Raw genomic sequence first — 23,035 nt, 5'->3', positions numbered from 1 at the left:
GTTATATCGTTACTTGGTTGGTAAAACCGCACCCTCATATTTGTCAGTAATGAAGTCTTGAATTGCTTTCGAGTGCAATACTTTAATTAATTTTTTAATATTAGCATTGTCTTTATCTGCTTTGTTCACCGCTACAATGTTCGCGTATGGTGAGTCAGAATTTTCAAGAATCAACGCATCTTCTGTCGGTTGCAAGCCCGCATCAATCGCATAGTTAGTATTGATGGCATATAAATCAGCTTCCTCGTTTTTATACGCTTGTGCCAAGAGGCCAGGATCAACTTGATTTAAAAATTTCAAGTGTTTGATGTTGTCAATATCTTTAATTGTAGCTGTGACTTTATCTTTAATGCTGTCGTTAATTTTAACGAGCCCTTCTTGCTCAAGTAACATTAAAATCCGTCCTTGGTCAGCTGTGCTGTTACTAATTAAAATCGTCGCACCGTCTTTGATATCACTGACTTTTTTGAATTTAGCTGAATAAATACCGAACGGTTCAATATGAATTTTGCCGGCACTGACTAAATCGGTCTCGTTATCTTTGTTGTATTGTTCTAAGTAAGGAATATGTTGGAAATAGTTGGCATCTAAATCACCTGATGCCAATTGTTTATTTGGTAAAATGTAATCTTGGTACTTTTTGATTTCAAGTTCGACCCCTTCTTTTGCAAGGAGTGGTTTTGCTTTTTCTAAAATCTCAGCGTGCGGCACGTTTGAGGCACCGACCACCAGTTTAGCACTGTCTTTTTTGGCGTCATCATTGCCACCACAGGCAGCTAAGGTGACAAGTACTAATACAGTAACAAGACTTAAAATGATTTTTTTCATGTTTGTTCCCCCCATTTAATTAATTAACGTTTATCAAGTTTCGTTGTAATCTTATCGCCAATAAATTGGATAATAAAGACGAGGATTAAAATAATAACAGTTGTTACAAATGTCACATCATTTTGTGAGCGTTGGAAACCAGTGAAGTAAGCCATGTTTCCTAAACCACCAGCGCCGATAACCCCCGCCATTGCCGTGTAGCCAATCAATGAAATCGTCGTTACGGTTAAGCCAGAAATAATGGCCGGCATCGCTTCAGGCAATAATACTTTACGAATAATCGTCCATTGACTCGCACCCATTGCACGACTCGCTTCAATCACACCTTTATCAATTTCAACGAAGGCGATTTCAACGAGGCGGGCATAAAATGGTGCCGCTGAAATGATCAAGGCCGGGAATGCGCCCGCAGTACCAATGACTGTTCCCATGATGGTTTTCGTAAATGGCATCAGGAGGACGATTAAGATGATGAACGGAATCGAGCGGAAAATATTAACGAAGGCCACTGACACCCAATTGATTAGTTTAATGAAGATGTTGCTTTGATCGCGTGTTAAAAATAAGAGTAACGCGAGTAACAGGCCTAAAATAAAGACAAAGACGATTGAGATAACTGTCATAATTAACGTTTCTTGCGTCGCCGTCCATACTTCTGACCAGCTAATATTCGGTAACCATTTTTCCATTAATTCATTCATGCACGAATCACTTCCATTCTGACGTCAATCTCTGCTAGGTATGCTTTCGTTGCTGCAATGTTCGCTTCGGCCCCAACCAGTTGGATAAAGAGGAAACCATACGCACCGTTGCGTGTTTGTGTCATCGATCCATGTAAAATGCTAATATCGATGTCGAATTTTTTCGCCAAGTCGGTAATGACTGGCTGCGTCGTTTGTGAGGCTGTAAAGACTAAGCGCGCTAGTAAACCGGTCGGATACGTTTCAATCAACATTTGTTCAATCTCAGCTGTTTGGGTATCATCAGTGGCCTGCGAGACGAAACGACGGGTGATTTCTTGTTGTGGTGTTTGGAATACCGTCAAGACCTCGCCTAATTCGACGACTTTACCGCCTTCCATCACTGCGACACGGTTACAGATTTTACGGATAACGGGCATTTCATGCGTAATTAGGATAATTGTTAAGCCAAGACGTTTGTTAATATCGGTTAACAAGTTGAGTACCTCACTTGTTGTCTGTGGATCGAGCGCACTGGTCGCCTCATCACACAGCAACACGTCAGGATCATTGGCTAACGCTCGGGCAATGCCGACCCGTTGTTTTTGACCGCCACTGAGTTGTGCGGGATACGATTTGTCACGTCCGTCTAAGCCAACTAAGTGGATCAGTTCAGCTACACGACGCTCACGTTCTGCTTTTTTCACACCAGCAATTTCCAATGGAAACGCAATATTTTCGGCGACTGTGCGTGACCATAACAAGTTAAAGTGTTGAAAAATCATGCCGATTTTTTGGCGTGCCTTGCGAAGGTCTGCCCCTTGGATATTTGAAATGGCGATATCATTTAACTGAATATTACCGGCTGTTGGTGTTTCAAGGCCATTAAACATCCGGATAAGCGTACTTTTACCTGCTCCCGAATAGCCGATTATTCCGAAAATTTCGCCAGTTTCAATCTCAAAACTAACATTTTTAACAGCGTCTACTGCACCGTTGCGCGTTTGAAACGTCTTGCTGACATTTTCTAATTTAATCATCTGCTCCAACCTTTCTTATTAACCGCTTTTTAAGCATAAAAAAACATCTTTCTGAATTTCAGAAAGATGTGAAACGTCTATTATTAGAATAGCCCGCTTCTCATCTTTCTAAGTGATCACTCACTTAGCTTGATTTAGCACCGTCCATTCTCATGGGGTTGCTGGGTTTCATCGGGCAAGTCCCTCCACCACTCTTGATAAGAAATATCATATAAAGTTATACTTATTAACGTAATTATAAAGGCTTGCGCTACACAAGTCAATCACTGTTTCACTTTTTTTTTAGCACTATTAACTCACGATACAATTCGGTCACATTATCAATCACGGTGAGGCGCTTGACGACACCGTTCGTATCAAAGCGGTACACGCTTGGAACGCTTTGAATTTGATAAGTTTGCACGATTTTCGGTAAATAATTGAGATTCATTTTAACTAACGTCAGTTCTGGAACTGTCTCTGCAATAATATCGAGTTGTCGTTCCACGACGTGACAACTGCCACACATCGGTGTGTAAAACAAGACGGCAAAGGCGCGCTGCTGTTCCCTTGCTTCATGAAATGAGGGTTCGTACCACTCTTGCATGACATCCCTCCTTCTTAAAATAAAAATCATTCAAAGCGTCTGTCGCCTTGAATGATTTCAGATGATAGTCAAAGTGGAATTAAACTGCTTTGATTTGAGCGTTGAATAAGCTAACAGCTGGGATATTTGATGCGAAAGTCAGCGACTGTCATTAGTCGCGCTTCTTTCACATGTCAACATCTGCGAAGTTATGCCTGCTGCCTTCACTTTTATTGCTCTCTTTTATGCTTCTGCGATAAATGCTTCGTACTGTTCATATGTTAGTAGCTCATTATAAGCTGCCTCATCAACATCGGTTAATGCACAAATCCAACCTTTTTCATACGGATCTTGGTTTAACGTTTCAGGCTCATCTTCAAGTAGCTCATTGACTGAAACAACGGTACCACCAACTGGTGCATAAAGTTCTGAGACTGTTTTAACAGATTCAACACTTCCGAATGAATCGCCTTTTTCGATTGTATCATCGACTTCAGGAACTTCAACAAAAACGATATCGCCTAGTTCATCTTGTGCATGTAATGAAATACCGATGTAGTAATTATCGCCGTCTTTTTTTACCCATTCATGTTCCTCTGTGTATTTATAAGCTTTGTAATCAGTCATATTAAAAAACCCCTTTTCAGTTAGTTTAGTTTTATTTCCAAAAACGCGCGTAATCTTCTTCTTTAAAACCTAAGGTAACCATCTCATCACTGATTGCTAATGGACGTTTAATTAACATCCCATCAGTTGCAAGTAAGGCGAAAATTTCATCATTTGTCATGCGATCAATCTTATTTTTTAAGTTTGATTCGCGGTATTTTTGACCACTTGTGTTGAAAAAACGTTTGATTGGTAAGTTTGTTTTCTCAAAGGCTGCTTTTAATTGTGCGGCAGTCGGTGTTTCTTCTACGATATCAATTGCTTCAAAAGCGACATCGTTATCAGACAACCATTTTTTGGCTTTCTTACACGTCGTACACTTAGGGTATTCATAAAATTTAATCATTTATTATCCCTCACTCTTCTTTTTTCTGTTTCTATCCTTATCATAGTTGATTTTTAGTATTTGGACAACCTTTTAGCGGAAAGATTCTGAATAAAAAAAGCCAGCATCTTTCTGTAAGGAAGGTGCTGACGGCAGTTATTATTTTCGTTTCTTAACATCATATAAGGCAATATCAGTTTCTTTTTCTTCTTTCGAAAACATTGAATCAGGTGAGTTAAAACGCATCGACATTATGACACCTATCCCTAACAAGTTAACGACGAGCGAGGTCCCACCATAACTAATAAATGGCAATGGAATCCCTGTAATCGGTAGCAAGCCAATTGTCATCCCGGCATTTTCAAGCACATGGAACATAATTGTCATCACAACACCGGTACAAATAACCGCGTAAAACTCATCTTTTAAATCCAAGGCTGTTCCAATAATTTGGTAGACGAGAATAAAGAACAAGGCAATAACGATACTGCCGGCAATAAAGCCCCAGTGATGATTAATCATCGCAAAAATCATATCGGTATGACCTTCGGGAATTGATGCCATTCCATTCGTGCCTTCATAACCGGTAATTTCACCCGATCCGATGGCTTGCATTGCTAAAATTAATTGATAGCCATCTGAATCAGCAGATGAATAAGGATCCAACCACGAGGTGATTCGTCCAAATTGATACTGTTTGAAACCAATCAATGCGAGCCATTCTGGTTTAACCATTACAGTATAAATCATCGCTGCGCCTAATGAGAACACGCCTAAAATCAAGGGTAAGAGAATCCGCCACGTAATCCCTGAAATGATAAACATACCTAGCGTAATCGCCATTATAACTAAGCCGGTTCCTAAATCGTTCTCCAGTAAAATTAAGACAAATGGAATGAACGATGTTAGTGATATTTTAAACAATAACACCCAGTCGGTTCTGACTGTTCTAATTTTAGCCGCCTTATTATGTTCGATAATAACTTTACCTTGCATTAATACGAGGCAAATCTTCATTAATTCAGCTGGTTGAAACTGCCCAACAACTGGAAGTTTTATCCAACTACGTGCCCCATTGACTTCGACACCGATGCCAGGAATAAGGACGAGTAGTAAAATAAACAGCCCAAATACGTATAAATACGGGGTCAGTTTAATCATGAGTTCCCGATCAATCCGCATAATTACAGCAACTGCGACTGCTCCGATTATGTAAAATGCCCCTTGGCGAATAACCAATGAACGACCATAGGCTGGATCCGTATTTAAGGCGGTATAAATTGCGATTAAGCTAACGGCCGCAAACAATAACATCGTGACGATAATACCATAGTCAATCCGTTGGCCTTTATTTTTATTTTCCATATCATTCCCTCTTCCATCCAAACGTCTGCTACTGCACTTTCACAAAACGTATCAAATTGTTCACTTCATAATCTGCCTGGTAAATACTAGTTGGCTCCGCCTCAAACAGCGTTGCTAACAGCGGTTTAATATTGTTAACCACTCCTGTATTATCCGGTGACAGCACCCATTCAATTGTTTTAAAATCCAATAACCCTTCAATGCTCACCTGCGGACCAACAAATGGTTTTTTTGTTAATTCTGCGGTAAATAAATACATACCTCCATTAGCGGTGCCAAAATTAGTCCATCGCATCTCACCACGCGCGGTCACTTTGTCAAGACGTATCCCTGTTTCTTCATGTATTTCTCGAATGATACAGGCTTGCGGCGTTTCATTCGGTTCCAACTTGCCACCGACACCATTCCAACTGCCCATCCATGGCGCTTTTAAACGATTCAACAGTAAAAGTGAATCGTGATATTTAATAAAACAGATGGTATATTTTAACATCTTAGTCCTCTTTTCGTTCAAAAAATGGTCTTATTTAAGAGTACTCTTTTATTGCTGAAAAGGACAGTGATTTTCCTTCTCAAACAGTGATTTTTTATAAAAAAAGTTAGGTGTTTTGGTCGTATTCGCATAGGGCTGATGGAAAATATGTGTGCTTGCAGGCGACATCGGTGGTATCAACCACGCCCAGTTCCCTGTAACTTCACGGTGTGCTTCCACTTCATTCGACTCAAATTGGGCAAATTGTTTGGCTGCCGTATGATGATCGACCATTTGCACTTTTGCCCGCTTGTAGGAATCTAACACTGCGTAATTCAACTCGAGTAAGGCACGGTCCTGCCACAACTCACGATTTTTGCGCGTCTCAATTCCTAAGGCGGTCGCAATCGCGGGCAATTTATTATAACGGGCAGTATCGACGAGGTTACGTGAAGCAATCTCGGTTCCCATGTACCAGCCGTTAAACGGACAAGCTTCATAAGAAATACCACCGATGCTTAGACGCATATTGGCGATAATCGGCACTGCATACCATTTCAAGCTTAATTCTGCCAATTTTGGATAGTCTGGATGTGTGATCGTTACTTCTTTTACTAACGGTGACGGAATGTCCCGCATACACAAGGGCGAGTGTTCATCCACTTGAAACAATAATGGCAGGACATCAAAGTCAGTTTTATTCGATTGCCATCCTAATCGTTGACAAAGTTTCGTAATGTCATTTGATAAGGGATCACCGATTTGTTTGCCATCAACAATATAGCCAGCATAGCGAATCAATTGCTCATTCCAAATCCGCACCCTTCCTGGCTCAAAGACCGTAATTGTTGGTCTAATCGCTCCACCATTCGTACCCGCTTCAATATGATGCAACAACGCCGCTTCAACCTCAACAGCTGTCGTCGCCGATCTAGCATCAATCAATTGCAGTTGTTGCCAAAAGAGACGGCCGATGCAACGGTTGTTGTTGCGCCAAGCCATTTTCACGCCATGCGCGAGTTCCTCTTCGGTATGTTTATATGTATGAGTTGTTTTAATTTCACATTCAATTTGCTTAAGTCGTTGAGCTAACGCAGACGTCTTATTCAATTCTTTATAGCATTCCGCTATAAATACTCGTGCTTCTTCAACTAACGTCACTTTCATCATCACTCCCTAATTACAGTTTATTATACCAATAATTGCAATTAAATTCAGTTGGTTTGCTAAAAGGAGGACAAAAAAAGAAGCCAACAAAAAATGTTGGCTCCAGATTGTAGACAAAGTCGAATCAAACTGCTTTTTCTGTGAAAAGTGGTCAAGCGACTTTGCTATAAGCTACTTTCATTTTTAACCTCTAGTTCACTAATCTTTTTTCAGTTTTCCAAAAATAAGTGATGCGACAAATACTAAAATAACCGCACCGATAATCGATGGAAAAATCGCCATACCTGCGAGCGATGGGCCCCAGCTACCTAAAATCAATTCACCTAACCATGAACCAACAATACCGGCCACGATGTTGCCGACCCAGCCATAGGCTGTCTTAGTAATTGCTCCGGCGATTGCACCAATAATTGCACCAATAATTAATACCCAAATAAAATGTAACATGCTAACATCTCCTATCTTTCTCTCGTATTGTGTCAGTTATTTGTCTTTATCATTAAACGAGTCTTTCACCTTACCTGCAGCTTTTTTCACTTCACCTTTGACTTGATCGGCCTTGCCTTTATTTTTTAAAGAGTCATCGTTAAGTGCTTTACCTGCTGCTTCTTTTGCTTTCCCTTTAAGCTTGTCAAATGCTCCACTCATACCTATCCCTCTTCTCTTTGAATTTTTTGGCGTAACTTAAATTATCGTTACACTTTAAACTTTCCCTCCTATAAAAAAACCAAACATTTTTTATTAAAAAAGTTTGTTATTTTGTCACAACTATTCATTTTGATGCTTCATTTGACAATGCAAACGTTTGCATTTACACTTGTTTTAAGATGTAAACGTTTACTTTACGCGAAAGGAGACCGTTTATGACAACCTTATCTGATGTTGCCAAAATGGCACATGTCTCTAAAATGACTGTGTCGCGTGTCGTCAACCATCCTGAAAAAGTGGCACCTGACGTGCGTACGGCTGTTTTAAAAGTGATGGCAGAACTCAATTACACGCCCAACTATGCCGCCAAAGCACTTGTGACGAAACGCACGCAAATTATTAAGTTTCTCTTTTTAGAAGAGGTCGATACGACTGAGCCCTACTACATGTATTTATTGCTCGGCTTAAATAAGACACTCGCCAAACAGCGCTATTCGATTCAGCTTGTGCAACCTGAGTCCCTCGATATCGGAAATTGTGACGGCTTAATTGTCGCCGGATTCCGTGAACAATACCTTCCCCTAATACAAGCGCTAACAGAGCCTATCGTCTTTTTTGGTGAAAATAAACATGGCTTTGACTACGTCGATATTAATAATTACAAAGGGACAGCCTTAACGACCGAACAATTATTACAAGATGGCTACACGCGTATCTTTTTCTTCGGTACCAATATTAAGGAAGCCTTTGAATTATCACGTGAACAAGGCTACGTTGCGACGATGAGCGCCTGGAAACGAGACAGCGTCGTCTATAATATGCCCAATTCTTTCAATGACTCACAACGGTTCATGCGCCACTTTTTAACAAAGGCGATGCAGGCACCTACTCGCGAGCGGATTGGCATTGTCTGCGCCTCCGATAATATCGCGACAGGTGTGTTGCAAGCCGTTAAACAGTTCACCTCTTTAAAAATCGGTCAAGATATCGGTATCACTGGCTTCGATGGCATTTATCTCGACCGTGTTTCACAGCCTCATATTACAACCGTGCGTCAACCGATTATCGAAATGGGAGAAACCTGCGGTCAAATGATTTTAGATAAAATCAATCAAGAACCGACACCGTCGCGGTTTTTATTTGAACCAACATTACTGCTCACCCCTTCACGACAAGAAGGCGAGGCATAAAGGAGAGAGACATGACCGAACTTATTTATCACGTCTATTTAAAAAGTTTTCAAGACAGTAATAATGATGGGATTGGTGACTTAAACGGCTTATATGACCGACTCCCCCTCATCGCTGAACTGGGAATCACCGCTATCTGGCTCAGCCCTATCTTTCAATCGCCCGGCATTGATAACGGCTATGATGTCAGCGATTATTATACGATTGCACCTGAATATGGTACATTAGCGGACTTGAAACGTGTGATTACCCGCGCGAAACAATTTGATATTGCCATCTATTTAGATTTAGTCATCAATCATACCTCGAATCGGCATCCGTGGTTTGAGGCAGCGCTTGCCGATCAGCATTCCCAATACCGTGATTACTACATTTGGCAAGCAGCTACCCCAACGCAACCACCGACAAATTGGGCCTCGTTTTTCGGTGGCAGTACGTGGCAGTATGATGCCTCATCTCAGCAAGCCTATTTTCACTTGTTTGCTCCGGAAATGCCCGACTTGAACTGGGAAAATCCCGCAGTCATTAATGACTTAGCGGCGGTGGCAGCTTATTGGCTCAATCACGGAGTCGCCGGGTTTCGACTCGATGCCATCTCACATTTAGCAAAAGACCAACGTTTTTTGTCGGTACCGACAGCAAAGCAGACACCTGTGTTAGCTGAATGTTATTACGCTAATCTCCCTCGGAATTTCGAGCATTTAGCTGCCTTTAAGGCCGCGATTGCCGCGCGGACAAAGCAGCCGTTTGTCTTACTTGGTGAAGCCGCTTCTGCCCAGCCCGCAGATGTGCCGCGCTACTTTGAAACAATCGATTGTTTAATTACCTTCGGACATTTTCAAACAAAAACACGTGGAGACAGCGGTGTGGCACAGCAGTTACAACAGCTCGATTTACCCGCCTTCAAACGTCAATTGTTAGCCTATCAACAACAGGCCGACAGCGGACAAATGGCACTTTACTTAAGCAATCACGACCATCCGCGAGCCGTTTCACGATTTGGTGACGGCTCAACTGACGCAGCCATCGCCCTTTTATGCATGCAACTGTTTTTAAACGGCTGGCTACTGCTTTATCAAGGTGAAGAGCTGGCCTTAACAAATGCGATTCATCCGCAGTTAAAAGACTATGCAACTGATCCAAGCCTCCCTTCTTTTTTACAGGACACGGCAGAATTAAGCGTTGTTGAACAACTCTTCGTTGTTCAACAACGATCGAAAGATGCGGCCCGTGGTGCAATGAATTGGGATGAGCAGCCCTTTCAAGGCTTTTCAACCGTTGCCCCTTGGAACAATCTGTTGTCGCCTGGCACCCCTTATCTCGCGCAACGAGCTTCTACGACAAGCGCTTTAGCACACTATAAGCAGTTGCTGCAGTTACGCCAGCGATACAGCCAACAGTTGGCACAAGCAACGACACAATTTAATGCCATTGCTGATGAACAGCTTTTTGAACTGATACGTGAAACGACAGACGAACGTCTTATTATTCGTGTCAATCTATCGAATACACCACTCGTTGTGACACCTTCTGCTGACACAACGACATTATTTAACAACGGCTTTGACCCAAGCAACCAACAGTTGGCACCCTTTGGTGTCCTGATTTTAAAGGAGGAATTATAAATGGAACTTGCAGCAATTTATCACCGACCCGAAAGTGAAGATGCCTTTTTACACAGTGATGGACGCCTATACTTACGACTTCGCACAAAAAAAGCCGATGCTCAAAAGGTTTATTTAATCGGCGGTGATCCTTACTTATTTACGGTCGATAACTGGTGGCGCGAACAACGTCCGATGCAGAGAGTTGCGCAGACACTCACCCACGACTATTGGGAGATTACCGTTGAACCTCCGCATCACCGTTGGCAATACGGCTTCGTTCTTGAAAGCCAAACAGACACCCTCTTTTTTGGTGACCGTGGCGCGTTTCCCGTCAGTGAGCGTGTCTTAACGTATGCCAATTATTACTTCCGCCTGCCCTATTTGCACGCAATCGATGCCTATCGTGCGCCGACTTGGGCAAGCGATACACGCTGGTACCAAATTTTCCCCGAACGCTTCGCTAATGGTAATCCCAGCCTGTCACCGACAGATGTGCGTGACTGGAGTCAAGAATCGCCAACTACATCAGCCTTTTATGGCGGCGATTTACAAGGTATTATCGATCATCTCGACTATTTGGCCGAGCTTGGTATTAACGGGCTTTATCTCACGCCTGTTTTCAAAGCACCAAGCAACCATAAATACGATACCGAAGATTATTTCACGATTGACCCTCATTTTGGTGATGATGAGACCTTCCAACGTTTTGTTGATGAAGCCCACCACCGTGGCATGCGGATTATGCTTGATGCCGTCTTTAATCACATTGGTGATCGCTCACCCCAATGGCAGGATGTGCTCCAACACGAAGAAAAATCACGCTTTAAAGACTGGTTTCACATTGAGAGCTTTCCCGTTCAAACTGGCGTTAACGGCAATATCGAAAATGAACCGACCTTATCCTTCGACACCTTTGCCTTTACGACACATATGCCTAAACTAAATACCGCAAACCCCGAAGTGCAGGACTATTTAATCAGCATTGCTACGTACTGGATCGAAAAATTTGGGATTGATGCGTGGCGCCTCGATGTGGCCAATGAAGTCGATCATCATTTCTGGAAAAAAATGAAGACCGCTCTAACAGCGATTAAACCAGACATTTATATTCTCGGTGAAATATGGCACAGCGCCCAACGTTGGCTCGAAGGCGATGAGTTTCATGCGACAATGAACTACCCTTACATCGAGACGATCAATGATTATTTCATCGACAAATCAATCGATGAAGCGACTTTGATTTCCGGCTTAAATACCCAGCTAATGATGTACCGCAAAGACACTACGGCTGTGATGTTCAATATGCTCGATTCACATGACACAGCCCGCGTGCTCTCGCGGATGGCTAACGATAAACAACGTTTAAAGCAATTGCTCGCCTTTTTATTTTTACAAAAAGGAACACCGTGTCTCTATTATGGTACTGAAGTCGGCCTAGATGGTTTCAATGATCCTGACTGCCGTAAGTGTATGATTTGGGATGAACAAGCGCAAGACAAAGACCTACTCGCCTTCACTAAAAACATCCTGAGCTTCCGTAAACAATATAACCACCTCATTCAAACCGGTCACTTAACATGGTTAGACACGCCCAACGAACTCATTGGTTTCACTTTGAAGGATGAAGCCAACCAATTAACAGCCTTATTTAATCGTTCGCCTGAGACGCGACGCTACCAACAGACCGCTGCGCTCAAAGAAGCAAGACCAATTATTGGTCACTTTGAAACGACAACTTCCCATATACAACTACAAGCAAATGATTTCATCGTTTTAGAGCAGTCATTGTAACAATAGACCAATTATTATTTTCCAGCTGGAATGATGTTACCGGTAACATCATTCCAACCTATTGAAAGCGTTTGCATAGATGGTTATACTTAAATTAGTTAGTAAATAAACTTATTGGGGGCTAATAACATGAAGAAGAAATTGACGGTATTCGCATCACTCTTATTAATTTTCACCCTTGTACTCGCAGGTTGTTCAAGCAGTTCATCTAAGAAAGAAGAGAAAAAATCATCCGATAGCGATTCGAACACGTTAACTGTTTCAGTTGAAGAAACGTATAAACCATACGTCGAAAGTATTAAGGCTCAGTTCGAAAAAGACAACGATGCTAAAATCAAAATCGTGACAAAACCGATGTTTGATCAGCTCGAAGCTATTCCCTTAGATGGACCAGCTGGCAAAGCACCTGACGTTACGATGGCTGCTTATGACCGTGTCGGTGGTTTAGCACAACAAGGCCACTTAGCTGAAGTAACTGAATTGGCTGCTGCTGATTTTAGTGATAAAGAAAAAAATCTTGTCACATCAGAGAAAAAACAATTCGGCGTACCCTTTGTTATTGAAACACTCGTCATGTATTACAACAAAGATTTAATCGCTAAAGCACCAACAACCTTTACAGAATTAGAAAAATTAGCAACTGATACTAAATTTGACTTCGCTTCTGAAGACGGAAAAAACACCGCTTTCTTAGCAAAATGGACTGACTTTTACTATAGCTATGGTTTATTAGCTGGTAACGGTGGTTATGTTTTCGGTGAGGATGGCACAGATGTTAAAGACATCGGTCTTAACAATGATGGTGCCGTTGCAGGTGTTGAATATGCCAAAGAATGGTATAAAAAATGGCCTAAAGGCATGCTCGATAACAAAAGTGCCGGAGATTTCGTCACAAAAGAATTTACTGAAGGTAAAACAGCCGTGGTCATTGATGGCCCTTGGCAAGCAGCAACCTACAAAAAAGCAGACATCGACTATGGTGTAGCCGCAATTGCTAAATTACCTGGCGATAAAGCTTACAGTCCCTTTGCTGGTGGTAAAGCTTGGGTTGCAACTTCTTATGCTAAAAACGCTGACCTCGCACAAAAATGGTTAGCCTATGCCGGTAATGCTGATAATGCCTTTACCTTCTATGAAGATACGAACGAAATTCCTGCTAACGAAACAGCACGAGCTAAAGCTGCTGCAACAGATGACGCTTTAACTAATGCCGTGATTGATCAATTCAAATCAGCAACACCAACACCGACGATTCCTGAGATGAGTGAAGTTTGGACTGGTGTTGAAAACCTCATGTTTGATGCCGTATCAGACAAAAAAGAAGCACAAGCTTCTGCAGATGATGCCGTCAAAGTCATTGAGACAAATATTAGCGAAAAATACGATAGCAAATAAGGCTTAACGATTGAGACGCTCACTCTGTCACTCTTAATTGAGTCAGTCTGGGCGTCTTTTCAGCTTATTTTAAGACAGAATTGAGGAGATTAGCTATGAAAACAACACAGCAATCCGTAACCAAGGCAACCCTGTTATCACTTATCTCTGGATTAGGACAGTTCTACAACAAACAATATTTCAAAGGGAGCATCTTCTTAAGTGTGTTTCTTCTTTTTCTCTTTGAAATGTTCACCTTTGGTTTTACAGCCCTCGCTAATTTTATTAGCCTCGGCACAACCCCAGTTGTTGATAACTCCTTATTCATGATGATTAGAGGGACCTTACAAATTATCGTTACACTTATTTTCATCTTCTTTTACGTCCTCGTTATTAGTGACGCGCGTGCAATTGCCAGACGTCATCAGCAGGGCTTAAAAGTCAACACTGTCCCTAAAGACAACTTACGTTCATTATACGAAGAAGGTTTCCCGTATTTATTAACTTTGCCGGCTTACTTATTGATGATTTTCGTCATTTGTTTCCCCGTCATCGTGACCGTTTTTATCGCCTTTACAAACTATGATTTTCAACATATCACCCCCTTTCGCTTGCTTGATTGGGTCGGCTTTAAAAACTTCTTAAACTTATTCGTACTCGCTTCATACCGGGCAACCTTTGCCAGTGTCTTTTCTTGGACCGTTATTTGGACCTTATTAGCCACAACGCTCCAAATTGTATTAGGTATTATTACCGCCGTGGTCGTCAATCAAAAATTCGTGAAAGGCCAAGCCTTTTTCCGTATTTTATTTTTACTACCATGGGCTGTTCCTGCCTTCATTACGATTATGAGTTTTTCGAACATGTTCAATGACAGTATCGGCGCGATTAATGCCCAGGTTATTCCGTTCATCAATCATCTTCCATTCGTCAATATTGATGCCATCTCCTGGAAGACCGATCCTTTTTGGACAAAGACTGCCTTAATTATGATTCAAGGTTGGCTCGGTTTCCCATATATTTATGTAATGGTCACTGGTGTCTTACAATCGATTCCCGAAGAGATGTACGAGGCTGCTAAAATCGATGGTGCCTCGCCATTCCAACGTTTCTCGAAGATTACCTTACCAATGATTTTATTCGCAACCGCACCCGTCCTCATTACACAGTACACCTTTAACTTTAATAATTTCTCAATTATTTACCTTTTCAACGAAGGAGGCCCCGGCAGTGTGGGTTCTGGCGCCGGTTCAACCGACATTTTAATCTCATGGATCTACAAACTAACGACCGGTACAGCCCCACAATATTCAGTCGCTGCCGCCGTCACACTCTTAATTTCAATCATCGTCATCTCAGTCTCGTTGATTGCCTTTAAGAAAACCAATGCCTTTAATAATGAGGAGATGATGTAAGATGGCTCGGAAATTTGGTCAAAGTCAAAAGAAAGCACGCTTTTTCGCCCATTTATTCACCTATCTGTTCTTAATTGGGCTTGGTATCATCATTGTTTATCCGCTGTTAATCACCGCTTCCTCTGCTTTCAAAGACAGCAGTGTTGTCGCCTTCACCTTAGATTTGAGCGGACAATGGTCGCTTGATAGTTTCAGACGACTATTCAGCGAAACCAATTATCTCTTATGGTATAAAAACACAATCATTATCGCAATCGCCGTGATGGTTATCCAAGTGGCCGTTGTCACATTGGCAGGCTATACGTACAGCCGTTATCGTTTTAAAGGACGAAAAAACAGCCTCGTGTTCTTCCTTATTATCCAAATGGTACCAACAATGGCTGCCTTAACTGCCTTCTATGTTTTGGCGATGCTCTTAAATGGACTCGATACGTACTGGTTCTTAACCGTACTTTATATTGGTGGTGGGATTCCGATGAACACGTGGTTGATGAAAGGTTACTTTGATACCATTCCTCGTGACCTCGATGAATCCGCTCGTATTGACGGAGCCGGTCACTTCCGTATTTTTTGGCAGATTATTTTACCGTTAGCACGACCAATGATTGCCGTTCAAGCACTTTGGGCTTTTATGGCACCGTTTGGCGACTTTTTACTCGCGAAGTTCTTACTACGAACTGATGAACAATTGACCTTAGCAGTCGGTCTCCAAACACTTGTGTCTGATCCACAGCAACAAAAAGTGGCCTTATTTGCCGCCGGTGCCATCCTAACTGCGTTACCGATTGTTCTGTTGTTCTTCCTCTTACAAAAGAACTTCGTTTCAGGTTTAACGTCTGGTGGCACAAAAGGATAGACAGCATACACAGGCTTAGACTTACATCGCAAAATTGGAGGTTCAACAGATGAAACGCACACCCTTTATCATCAATTATTTCACACGTATCTTTTCACCACGACGCATGATGGCTGGTAAACAGCAATTTAAATGGTGGCAACTACTCGTCACACTCTTTTTTCTAGTTGCTTGTTTAATGGTTCCGCTTACGTTACAACTTACTAAAATGACAACCTTCAATCTGTCACTCATCATGCCTGAACCGTATGAACTGTCGCTAACAAACAGCTTACAGAGCGTAGCAAATGGTTCCTTTAGCCAACAGCAACTACAGGCTAAAACCATCACGTCTGAATCGAATAAAGGGATGAGTGCCGTAGCAACCGCACACCCTTTCGTACTCGCAGATAACGTTACAACCGCGGTCATTTTCGAACGTACCGCCGTCACTATTAAAAGCCCTGCCGGATTATCGTTCAGCCTACCTTACGATGACACAACCACAACCGCTGACTTTAAGTCCGAAGAGTCGTTTAAAACATGGGTGAATAAACATTGGTTTGAAGCCAATGCCGGACTGCTACTGCCGACCTTAATCCTCGTCGCTTTTTGCGCGTTACTACTAACACAGTTAGCTACATGGTTAGCCGTTGCTGTTTGTTTCGCATTAGTGAAACGTTCGCACGTCAGTGATATTACAACGGGCCGTGAAGTCATGACCCTCAGTACCTTAGTGATGGGTGCACCCGCCGTTGTTACAGCCATCATCAGCCTCTTTGTTTTTGATGTCATGCTGTTTATGTCATTGTTATCCATCGGCTTAATCGCGATGGTTCTCTTACTCTTTTACGTTACGCATTTCCGTCTTAAAAAAAACTAATACAAGGGGTCGATCATCATGGTTGCCATTTCACTTAAAAACATTTACAAAATTTACGATAAGAAAGTTACCGCTGTATCAGACTTCAATCTTGAGATTGAAGATAAAGAATTCATCGTTTTTGTCGGACCATCAGGCTGTGGTAAATCTACCACGTTACGGATGATTGCTGGGTTAGAGGATATTAGTAAAGGGTCCTTTACGATGGATGGTCATTTAATGAATGATGTTGCTCCCAAAAACCGTCACATTGCAATGGTGTTTCAAAACTATGCCCTCTATCCTCATTTAAGCGTGTACGATAACATGGCTTTTGGCTTAAAACTACGAAAAATGCCGAAAAAAGACATTAAAGTGCGTATCGATAAAGCCGCCAACATTTTAGGCTTAACTGAATACCTCGAGCGAAAACCACGGGAATTGTCTGGTGGTCAACGCCAACGGGTTGCGTTAGGTCGTGCAATTGTACGTGAGGCTAAACTCTTTTTAATGGATGAACCACTCTCTAACTTAGATGCGAAACTGCGCGTGCAAATGCGAGCTGAAATCAGTAAAATCCATCAAGAACTCAACACGACGATGATTTATGTGACCCATGATCAAACCGAAGCAATGACGATGGCGACACGTATCGTCATTATGAAAGACGGCATCATTCAACAAGTCGGCACACCCGAGCATGTTTATGAAAATCCAATTAACCTCTTTGTTGGTAGTTTTATCGGATCGCCTCCAATGAATTTTATTAAAGGTGAACTTCAAGGCAACCGCTTTATTACCGAGGGCGCGAGTTTAACAATCCCTGAAGGAAAACGCAAGCTGTTAAACGACCGTCCTGATGGCCCGATTATCTTAGGCATTCGACCGGAAGACCTTCACGATGAGCCGATTTTTTTAAATGCAGTGCCGCAAAATATTATTGACTGCACGATTAGCGTCGCTGAATTAACAGGAGCTGAATACATGCTCCACTCTGACCTTGGCGGTCAAAACTTCATTGCCCGCGTGAATGCCCGCTCAAAATACCCGGTCCATTCAACGATTCAATTAGGCTTAGATATGAGCAAAGCCCACCTGTTTGATCCTGAAACAGAATTGTCACTGACAAGTAAGGAATGAAAGCGAAATTAACCTGTTAGAACTGTAGAAATTGGAACTACCGAATTTGCCGATTATTTACCATCGGCAAGTAAGGGAGTGAAATTTCCTAAGTTCTGGTTGATTGAGCTGGAAGAATGAAAGCGAAATTAACCTGTAAGAACTGTAGAAATTGGAACTACCGAATTTGTCGATTATTTACCATCGGCAAGTAAGGGAGTGAAATTTCCTAAGTTCTGGTTGATTGAGCTGGAAGAATGAAAGCGAAATTAACCTGTTAGAACTGTAGAAATTGGAACTACCGAATTTGCCGATTATTTACCATCGGCAAGTAAGGGAGTGAAATTTCCTAAGTTCTGGTTGATTGAGCTGGAAGAATAAAAGCGAAATTAACCTGTTAGAAACGAGAAAATTGGAAGAAAAACGCAAGCGACTATTTTTGTCGCGTAGCTTTTTCTGAAATTGGCAAGTTTCTGGTTGATTGAGCTGGAAGTATGAAAGCGAAATTAACCTGTTAGAAACGAGAAAATCGAAAAAAAGAAGCCTGTCCAACATTTTTTGTTTGCGGGCTTCTTTTTTTGCTTTTATAGCCTCACATCGTAATACTATCCGCTCGTATGTTATAATAAAACCATACTATTCAACCGGAGGAAACACATGCTAAGTAAAAAAGAACACAGCATTGCTCGCTTAACACAACATGAGTCTATCCTAAATTGCCCGATTTGCCACACCTCTTTTACAATAACAGAACAGTTAACTTGTACCAATGGACATAATTTTGATTTTGCGAAACAAGGTTATCTTAACTTACTGAATCAACATAATGCCACACATTATGATAAAGCACTCTTTGAATCACGACGGGAGCTTATCACCGAAAGTGCTTTTTTTACACCATTGATTGAACGACTCACCGCCTTGATTACAGTACATACGACTGAGCCCGTCTGCATCGTTGACGGTGGCTGTGGCGAAGGTTCACATCTCGCTGCCATTGTAGCGGCTTTAAAAGAACAGGTAACGATTGCCTTCGGGACTGATATTGCCAAAGAAGGCATCTTATCTGCTGCTAAACATTACACAGACGTCGCTTGGATTGTAGCCGATCTTGCGAACATGCCCTTTGCGGATAACAGCGTCAACGTGCTTCTTAACATTCTTTCACCCGCCAATTATAAAGAATTCGAACGCATGTTAAGCCATAATGGCCTTGTCCTTAAAGTCGTACCGCAATCACGATACCTTCAAGAACTACGTCACCATTTTTACGCTGATTCGGTTAAAAAGACATATAAAAACGATGATACTGTTGCACTCTTTGCAGGTCAATTCCCACAGTTCAGACGCGAATCATTAACCTATAAAGTACAATTAAGTATCCAACAACTATCACAGCTTTTGCACATGACACCCTTAACATGGAATTTGGGAGAGGATGACATCCAAGCTTTCATCACCAAAAGTGATGGGTGTATCACAGCTGATTTTGACATCTTAATTGGTCATAAATAAAGGAGATTGTAATTATGCCCGTAGCCTTTCACATCAATGAAAATCATAAATGGCAAGACCTCGAAAATAATATCGCTCATTTATTAACGACCGGTTATACCGATAAAATTGTCGTCGTCGCAACCGATGAAGCAGTCACTCATTTTTACGACATTACACAATTATGGTATATCGAGCGCACCTCTGGTCACATTAAATGGATGGTTTGTAACGATACGCTCGAAGCCCAAGACCTTGATGCCAGTCAATTACCCCCATTTGTTGTTATCGTCCCCAATGGCATCAAAGAGTTACTCAATCGTCAAATCGTTGGTTATGGTTATATTAAAATTTAAAAAGCTACTTCTTAATTGATAAATTATCAATTAAGAAGTAGCTTTTTCAGACCCAAAATAAATGTTGCTCTGTTTCCAAAGTAAGTTCATACGCGGATTGGCCTAAGACTTCACCATCAATTTGTCCATCGACTTTTTCATCAATAATCAACTTCATATTAGATGACTGATAGTGATGAAATTCGACAGATTTCACGTGATGCCCACCCAGTAACATCCCACCGAATAATTGAACCAATTTAAGCAAGGACACTTTTCTAACAACAACCAAATCCATTTTCGCATCATTATTCTGTGCCATCGGTGCAATTGCTACACCGCCACCAAAATAGGGATGGATTGTTGTCGTCACTAAAAATGCCTGTGGAAACGCAATCGTTTGGCCATTCATTTCAATCTGTAAATCAAACGCTGCTTGTTTGAAATAACCTCTCAGCAAAGCAATCACATACGTAAATGTTCCTAAACCGAGCTTATTCAAGAATTTTTTCAAGCGTGATTGATTAGCGATTTTCACAATCAAAGCATCAAATCCTAAACCAAGATTGTTTACAAAGTAACCACGTTTCTCCTTTTCAACTGTATGATAATGTACGATATCAAACGCTTGTGGCTCTGTTAAACGTAAGATATGAGCTAATGCTTTTTTGGGAGAACGCGGTAAGCCACTGCCACGGGCAAAATCATTGCCCGATCCCGCTGCAATATAAGCAATTGGTATGTGACGATAGTCCTCTCCCATCGCTTGAATGGTTTCATTAACCGTACCATCGCCACCCACAATTAGTAACGTCGGTCGCTCTTCATCAGTTTGATACTGACGACAGTATTGCTTGACTAGCGCTAGTGTTTCACCCGCATACTGACTTGTGACTTGCTGGTAAGCAATTTTTTGTTTATTTAACATCCCACTCAACTGACGGCCGATAACAGCACCTCTACCACCGCCAGATGTTGGATTAATAATCATATAAATTTGTTTATGTCTCAACTGAATTATGCCCCTTTACTTAGACTTCTTTTAATTATAGCAAATGTACACTTTTAGCACATGCTTTTTTCCATCACGAAAACGCACTGTTACATGACTATTGAAGTAGTGAAACTCAGTCTCTAGTATGATGTTATTAACTCAGAATAGCACTATACTAAAGATATACTAATAAAGGGAGTGTTAATTATGAAATTATCTAAAATTATCACATTAACCGCTTTAGGATTTGGTTTAGCATCAGTTGGCGTCCTGGCTGGCTGTCAGGATGATAAAGCAACTTCAGCTACACCAACCGAAAAAACAGAAACTGCTAAAACGACTGAAAATAACAATGCGACGAATGATGCGACACAAAAACTCCCTAAAGTAACAGTAGCCGAAGCGATTGATACTTATCAAAAAGAATTTCCTAATAGCGATATTACAAGTATCGAATTAGATAGTTCATTTTCAAAATGGTACTACCAAGTTGAAGGCGTTGACGATAATAAAGAATACGAAGTGAAAATTGATGCCGAGAAAAACACCGTGAAAGACTCATCTGATAAAAAATTAGACAGAGATGATCAAAATGGTATTAAACGCGCTGAAGACAAACTTGATTTAAACAAGCTTGCATCACTTAAAGATGTAACTGATATTGCCCTCACAAAAGCTGAAGGAACTGCGACTGATTGGAGCCTAGACAAAGAGCTTAACGTGACTTACTGGAGTGTTACAATCGAAAATGGTAAGAATGAAACCGAGGTTAAAATCAACGCAAGTTCTAAAGAAGTGATTGAAATCGAGCAAGACAATTAAGTCATACGATAGATAAATAAAAATGTCCCTCGCAGATTGCGAGGGACATTTTTATTTCATAAGTTAAAACTTACGCTTTACCTTTAGAACCGAACCATTCAATACGTTGTTTAACTAACTCAGTTACTGCAGTAGTACCTGGAGCTAATAATTTACGAGGGTCAAAGCCTTTACCTTCTAAGTCTTTACCTTCTTCGATGTATTTACGTGTTGCTGCTGCAAATACTTCTTGGCATTCAGTGTTAACGTTGATTTTAGAAACACCTAATGAGATTGCTTTTTTAACTTGTTCAACTGGGATACCAGATCCACCGTGTAATACTAACGGAATACCATCAGTAATATCAGCGATAGCGCCTAAAGTATCAAAGCTTAAGCCAGTCCAGTTAGCAGGGTAAGAACCGTGAATGTTACCAATACCTGCTGCTAAGAAATCAATTCCTAAGTCAGCGATAACTTTACATTCTTCAGGAGAAGCTAATTCACCAGTACCAATAACGCCGTCTTCTTCGCCGCCGATGCTACCAACTTCACATTCAACAGAAACGCCTTTAGCGTGAGCTTTAGCAACAACTTCTTTAGCTTTTTCTAAGTTTTCTTCGAATGGTAAGTGAGAACCATCGAACATAACTGATGTGTAACCAACTTCGATACATTCTAATGCATCTGCATAGTCACCGTGATCTAAATGAAGTGCTACAGGAACTGTAATACCCATTGAATCGATTAAGTTTTTAACTAAATCAACACATACTTTGTATCCGCCCATGTATTTAGCTGCACCCATTGAAGTTTGGATCATAACTGGTGAGTTTGAAGCTTGTGCTCCTGCTAAGATTGCTTTTGTCCACTCAAGGTTGTTAGTGTTGAAAGCACCTACTGCGTATTGTGCTGCGCGTGCGTCTTTTAACATTTGTTCTGCTGATACTAATGCCATAATTGAATTCCTCCTAGTTTATCTACATTTCATACTCTTAAATATTACATCTTATTTGCATAAAATTCAATACCTAAAGAGTTTACTCCTACATTGTAACAATTTATCGCACGAATTCCCACAAAATGATATTAATTTTATGAAAATAACACGGAAATATGACATTACTTTCGAGTAAATGTCACATTTCGTTATCGCTTCATAATGTAAGCGGTTTTTCTTCTCAAAAAACAAACAATCGCCTTTAATAGAAGGCAATCCAGATTGTAGACAAAGTCGAATTAAACTGGTTTCACTTTGAACGTTAGTTCAAGTAACTTTGGCTACAAGATGACTTGACTGAAAAGAAACGTTGTTATAGTAGGAAACACGAGCCTTTGAGGTGAGTGTACAGATGGTACTCGACTCCGAGAAGGCGAGGCATTGACGACCTAGAACAGCGTTTATCTTCAGTCTGAATCGCCTTTAATAGAAGGCGATCATTTTAAATATTCTAATGACGCA

The 23,035-nt window shown here is 41.2% G+C and carries 24 protein-coding genes and 1 riboswitch; of the genes, 11 read left to right on the top strand and 13 right to left on the bottom strand.

All coding sequences use genetic code 11. The features are described 5' to 3' along the window. Positions 1-9: 9 nt before the first annotated feature. The 11 genes from ACJYYY_RS02530 to ACJYYY_RS02480 form a co-directional block, all read right to left on the bottom strand. Positions 10-828 (bottom strand): MetQ/NlpA family ABC transporter substrate-binding protein, encoded by an 819-nt coding sequence (locus ACJYYY_RS02530; RefSeq protein ID WP_035313051.1) that lies wholly within the window; start codon positions 826-828, stop codon positions 10-12. Between the two features lie 23 nt (positions 829-851). Next, positions 852-1,529 (bottom strand): methionine ABC transporter permease, encoded by a 678-nt coding sequence (locus tag ACJYYY_RS02525; RefSeq protein WP_035313050.1) that lies wholly within the window; start codon positions 1,527-1,529, stop codon positions 852-854. After that, positions 1,526-2,548 (bottom strand): methionine ABC transporter ATP-binding protein, encoded by a 1,023-nt coding sequence (locus ACJYYY_RS02520; protein WP_035313049.1) that lies wholly within the window; start codon positions 2,546-2,548, stop codon positions 1,526-1,528. The genes ACJYYY_RS02525 and ACJYYY_RS02520 overlap by 4 nt, the downstream gene beginning before the upstream one ends. Before the next feature lie 97 nt (positions 2,549-2,645). Continuing rightward, positions 2,646-2,752, bottom strand: a riboswitch (SAM riboswitch). Between the two features lie 67 nt (positions 2,753-2,819). Further along, positions 2,820-3,134, bottom strand: coding sequence for a thioredoxin family protein (locus ACJYYY_RS02515; protein WP_408869071.1), 315 nt, complete (start codon positions 3,132-3,134; stop codon positions 2,820-2,822). Positions 3,135-3,356: 222 nt separating this feature from the next. Further along, on the bottom strand, positions 3,357-3,740 hold the full coding sequence (gene gcvH / locus ACJYYY_RS02510; protein ID WP_035313047.1) for a glycine cleavage system protein GcvH: 384 nt from the start codon (positions 3,738-3,740) through the stop codon (positions 3,357-3,359). A gap of 31 nt (positions 3,741-3,771) precedes the next feature. Further along, the gene (locus tag ACJYYY_RS02505) at positions 3,772-4,125 is read right to left on the bottom strand and encodes a Spx/MgsR family RNA polymerase-binding regulatory protein (RefSeq protein ID WP_035313046.1); all 354 of its coding nucleotides are present in this window, start codon (positions 4,123-4,125) and stop codon (positions 3,772-3,774) included. 138 nt (positions 4,126-4,263) lie between these two features. Next, positions 4,264-5,469 carry an FtsW/RodA/SpoVE family cell cycle protein gene (locus tag ACJYYY_RS02500; RefSeq protein WP_051456787.1) on the bottom strand — a complete coding sequence of 402 codons (1,206 nt, stop codon included), beginning with the start codon at positions 5,467-5,469 and terminating at the stop codon, positions 4,264-4,266. 28 nt (positions 5,470-5,497) lie between these two features. Further along, positions 5,498-5,962, bottom strand: a complete 465-nt coding sequence (locus ACJYYY_RS02495; RefSeq protein ID WP_035313045.1) for an 8-oxo-dGTP diphosphatase — start codon at positions 5,960-5,962, stop codon at positions 5,498-5,500. A 48-nt stretch (positions 5,963-6,010) separates the two neighbouring features. Further along, a complete protein-coding gene (locus ACJYYY_RS02490; RefSeq protein WP_035313044.1) occupies positions 6,011-7,111 on the bottom strand; it encodes a nitric oxide synthase oxygenase in 1,101 nt (366 codons plus the stop codon). Positions 7,112-7,306: 195 nt separating this feature from the next. Further along, on the bottom strand, positions 7,307-7,555 hold the full coding sequence (locus ACJYYY_RS02485; RefSeq protein WP_035313043.1) for a GlsB/YeaQ/YmgE family stress response membrane protein: 249 nt from the start codon (positions 7,553-7,555) through the stop codon (positions 7,307-7,309). Positions 7,556-7,591: 36 nt separating this feature from the next. Beyond that, positions 7,592-7,756, bottom strand: a complete 165-nt coding sequence (locus ACJYYY_RS02480) for a CsbD family protein (protein WP_084038409.1) — start codon at positions 7,754-7,756, stop codon at positions 7,592-7,594. Positions 7,757-7,971: 215 nt separating this feature from the next. Between ACJYYY_RS02480 and ACJYYY_RS02475 the strand changes: the two genes are divergently transcribed. The 10 genes from ACJYYY_RS02475 to ACJYYY_RS02430 all read left to right on the top strand — a co-directional run bounded on the left by ACJYYY_RS02475 (position 7,972) and on the right by ACJYYY_RS02430 (position 19,799). Beyond that, a complete protein-coding gene (locus ACJYYY_RS02475) occupies positions 7,972-8,946 on the top strand; it encodes a LacI family DNA-binding transcriptional regulator (protein ID WP_035313042.1) in 975 nt (324 codons plus the stop codon). A gap of 11 nt (positions 8,947-8,957) precedes the next feature. Next, positions 8,958-10,571, top strand: coding sequence for an alpha-amylase family glycosyl hydrolase (locus ACJYYY_RS02470; protein WP_051456786.1), 1,614 nt, complete (start codon positions 8,958-8,960; stop codon positions 10,569-10,571). After that, the gene (locus ACJYYY_RS02465) at positions 10,572-12,344 is read left to right on the top strand and encodes a glycoside hydrolase family 13 protein (RefSeq protein WP_408869070.1); all 1,773 of its coding nucleotides are present in this window, start codon (positions 10,572-10,574) and stop codon (positions 12,342-12,344) included. Between the two features lie 129 nt (positions 12,345-12,473). After that, positions 12,474-13,739 carry an extracellular solute-binding protein gene (locus ACJYYY_RS02460; protein ID WP_408869069.1) on the top strand — a complete coding sequence of 422 codons (1,266 nt, stop codon included), beginning with the start codon at positions 12,474-12,476 and terminating at the stop codon, positions 13,737-13,739. A gap of 95 nt (positions 13,740-13,834) precedes the next feature. Beyond that, positions 13,835-15,133, top strand: a complete 1,299-nt coding sequence (locus ACJYYY_RS02455; protein ID WP_035313040.1) for a carbohydrate ABC transporter permease — start codon at positions 13,835-13,837, stop codon at positions 15,131-15,133. Position 15,134: 1 nt separating this feature from the next. Continuing rightward, positions 15,135-15,989, top strand: a complete 855-nt coding sequence (locus ACJYYY_RS02450; protein WP_035313039.1) for a sugar ABC transporter permease — start codon at positions 15,135-15,137, stop codon at positions 15,987-15,989. A 49-nt stretch (positions 15,990-16,038) separates the two neighbouring features. Then, positions 16,039-16,851, top strand: coding sequence for a hypothetical protein (locus ACJYYY_RS02445; protein WP_408869068.1), 813 nt, complete (start codon positions 16,039-16,041; stop codon positions 16,849-16,851). An 18-nt stretch (positions 16,852-16,869) separates the two neighbouring features. Next, complete coding sequence (locus ACJYYY_RS02440; protein ID WP_035313036.1) at positions 16,870-17,970, top strand: ABC transporter ATP-binding protein; 1,101 nt, start codon at positions 16,870-16,872, stop codon at positions 17,968-17,970. A 636-nt stretch (positions 17,971-18,606) separates the two neighbouring features. Next, entirely contained in the window at positions 18,607-19,464 is an 858-nt protein-coding gene (locus tag ACJYYY_RS02435; protein WP_035313035.1) for a putative RNA methyltransferase, read from the top strand. A 14-nt stretch (positions 19,465-19,478) separates the two neighbouring features. Next, complete coding sequence (locus tag ACJYYY_RS02430) at positions 19,479-19,799, top strand: hypothetical protein (protein ID WP_035313034.1); 321 nt, start codon at positions 19,479-19,481, stop codon at positions 19,797-19,799. 46 nt (positions 19,800-19,845) lie between these two features. Here ACJYYY_RS02430 and ACJYYY_RS02425 read toward each other — a convergent pair whose 3' ends face one another. Then, complete coding sequence (locus ACJYYY_RS02425; RefSeq protein ID WP_156921085.1) at positions 19,846-20,790, bottom strand: diacylglycerol kinase family protein; 945 nt, start codon at positions 20,788-20,790, stop codon at positions 19,846-19,848. Positions 20,791-20,979: 189 nt separating this feature from the next. Here ACJYYY_RS02425 and ACJYYY_RS02420 point away from each other — a divergent pair, with 189 nt between their 5' ends. Next, positions 20,980-21,594, top strand: a complete 615-nt coding sequence (locus tag ACJYYY_RS02420) for a PepSY domain-containing protein (protein ID WP_035313033.1) — start codon at positions 20,980-20,982, stop codon at positions 21,592-21,594. A 70-nt stretch (positions 21,595-21,664) separates the two neighbouring features. Here the strand turns inward: ACJYYY_RS02420 and ACJYYY_RS02415 are convergent, their stop codons facing one another. Beyond that, the gene (locus tag ACJYYY_RS02415; protein ID WP_035313032.1) at positions 21,665-22,531 is read right to left on the bottom strand and encodes a class II fructose-bisphosphate aldolase; all 867 of its coding nucleotides are present in this window, start codon (positions 22,529-22,531) and stop codon (positions 21,665-21,667) included. Between the last annotated feature and the right edge of the window lie 504 nt (positions 22,532-23,035).

It is taken from the genome of Brochothrix campestris (assembly GCF_046058945.1).
GTDB lineage: Bacteria > Bacillota > Bacilli > Lactobacillales > Listeriaceae > Brochothrix > Brochothrix campestris.
The sequence above is the reverse complement of the archived record's forward strand: the minus strand, read 5'-3'. Positions and strand labels throughout refer to the sequence as shown.

Bases quoted from the DNA above. Each gene is read 5' to 3' on its own strand.
- ACJYYY_RS02435 (WP_035313035.1), top strand. From the start codon at position 18,607: ATGCTAAGTAAAAAAGAACACAGCATTGCTCGCTTAACACAACATGAG.
- ACJYYY_RS02440 (WP_035313036.1), top strand. From the start codon at position 16,870: ATGGTTGCCATTTCACTTAAAAACATTTACAAAATTTACGATAAGAAA.
- ACJYYY_RS02525 (WP_035313050.1), bottom strand. From the start codon at position 1,529: ATGAATGAATTAATGGAAAAATGGTTACCGAATATTAGCTGGTCAGAA.
- ACJYYY_RS02515 (WP_408869071.1), bottom strand. From the start codon at position 3,134: ATGCAAGAGTGGTACGAACCCTCATTTCATGAAGCAAGGGAACAGCAG.
- ACJYYY_RS02465 (WP_408869070.1), top strand. From the start codon at position 10,572: ATGGAACTTGCAGCAATTTATCACCGACCCGAAAGTGAAGATGCCTTT.
- ACJYYY_RS02445 (WP_408869068.1), top strand. From the start codon at position 16,039: ATGAAACGCACACCCTTTATCATCAATTATTTCACACGTATCTTTTCA.
- ACJYYY_RS02490 (WP_035313044.1), bottom strand. From the start codon at position 7,111: ATGATGAAAGTGACGTTAGTTGAAGAAGCACGAGTATTTATAGCGGAA.
- ACJYYY_RS02485 (WP_035313043.1), bottom strand. From the start codon at position 7,555: ATGTTACATTTTATTTGGGTATTAATTATTGGTGCAATTATTGGTGCA.
- ACJYYY_RS02470 (WP_051456786.1), top strand. From the start codon at position 8,958: ATGACCGAACTTATTTATCACGTCTATTTAAAAAGTTTTCAAGACAGT.
- ACJYYY_RS02480 (WP_084038409.1), bottom strand. From the start codon at position 7,756: ATGAGTGGAGCATTTGACAAGCTTAAAGGGAAAGCAAAAGAAGCAGCA.
- ACJYYY_RS02505 (WP_035313046.1), bottom strand. From the start codon at position 4,125: ATGATTAAATTTTATGAATACCCTAAGTGTACGACGTGTAAGAAAGCC.
- ACJYYY_RS02495 (WP_035313045.1), bottom strand. From the start codon at position 5,962: ATGTTAAAATATACCATCTGTTTTATTAAATATCACGATTCACTTTTA.
- ACJYYY_RS02460 (WP_408869069.1), top strand. From the start codon at position 12,474: ATGAAGAAGAAATTGACGGTATTCGCATCACTCTTATTAATTTTCACC.
- ACJYYY_RS02530 (WP_035313051.1), bottom strand. From the start codon at position 828: ATGAAAAAAATCATTTTAAGTCTTGTTACTGTATTAGTACTTGTCACC.
- ACJYYY_RS02455 (WP_035313040.1), top strand. From the start codon at position 13,835: ATGAAAACAACACAGCAATCCGTAACCAAGGCAACCCTGTTATCACTT.
- ACJYYY_RS02450 (WP_035313039.1), top strand. From the start codon at position 15,135: ATGGCTCGGAAATTTGGTCAAAGTCAAAAGAAAGCACGCTTTTTCGCC.
- ACJYYY_RS02475 (WP_035313042.1), top strand. From the start codon at position 7,972: ATGACAACCTTATCTGATGTTGCCAAAATGGCACATGTCTCTAAAATG.
- ACJYYY_RS02430 (WP_035313034.1), top strand. From the start codon at position 19,479: ATGCCCGTAGCCTTTCACATCAATGAAAATCATAAATGGCAAGACCTC.
- ACJYYY_RS02500 (WP_051456787.1), bottom strand. From the start codon at position 5,469: ATGGAAAATAAAAATAAAGGCCAACGGATTGACTATGGTATTATCGTC.
- ACJYYY_RS02520 (WP_035313049.1), bottom strand. From the start codon at position 2,548: ATGATTAAATTAGAAAATGTCAGCAAGACGTTTCAAACGCGCAACGGT.
- gcvH (WP_035313047.1), bottom strand. From the start codon at position 3,740: ATGACTGATTACAAAGCTTATAAATACACAGAGGAACATGAATGGGTA.
- ACJYYY_RS02420 (WP_035313033.1), top strand. From the start codon at position 20,980: ATGAAATTATCTAAAATTATCACATTAACCGCTTTAGGATTTGGTTTA.
- ACJYYY_RS02415 (WP_035313032.1), bottom strand. From the start codon at position 22,531: ATGGCATTAGTATCAGCAGAACAAATGTTAAAAGACGCACGCGCAGCA.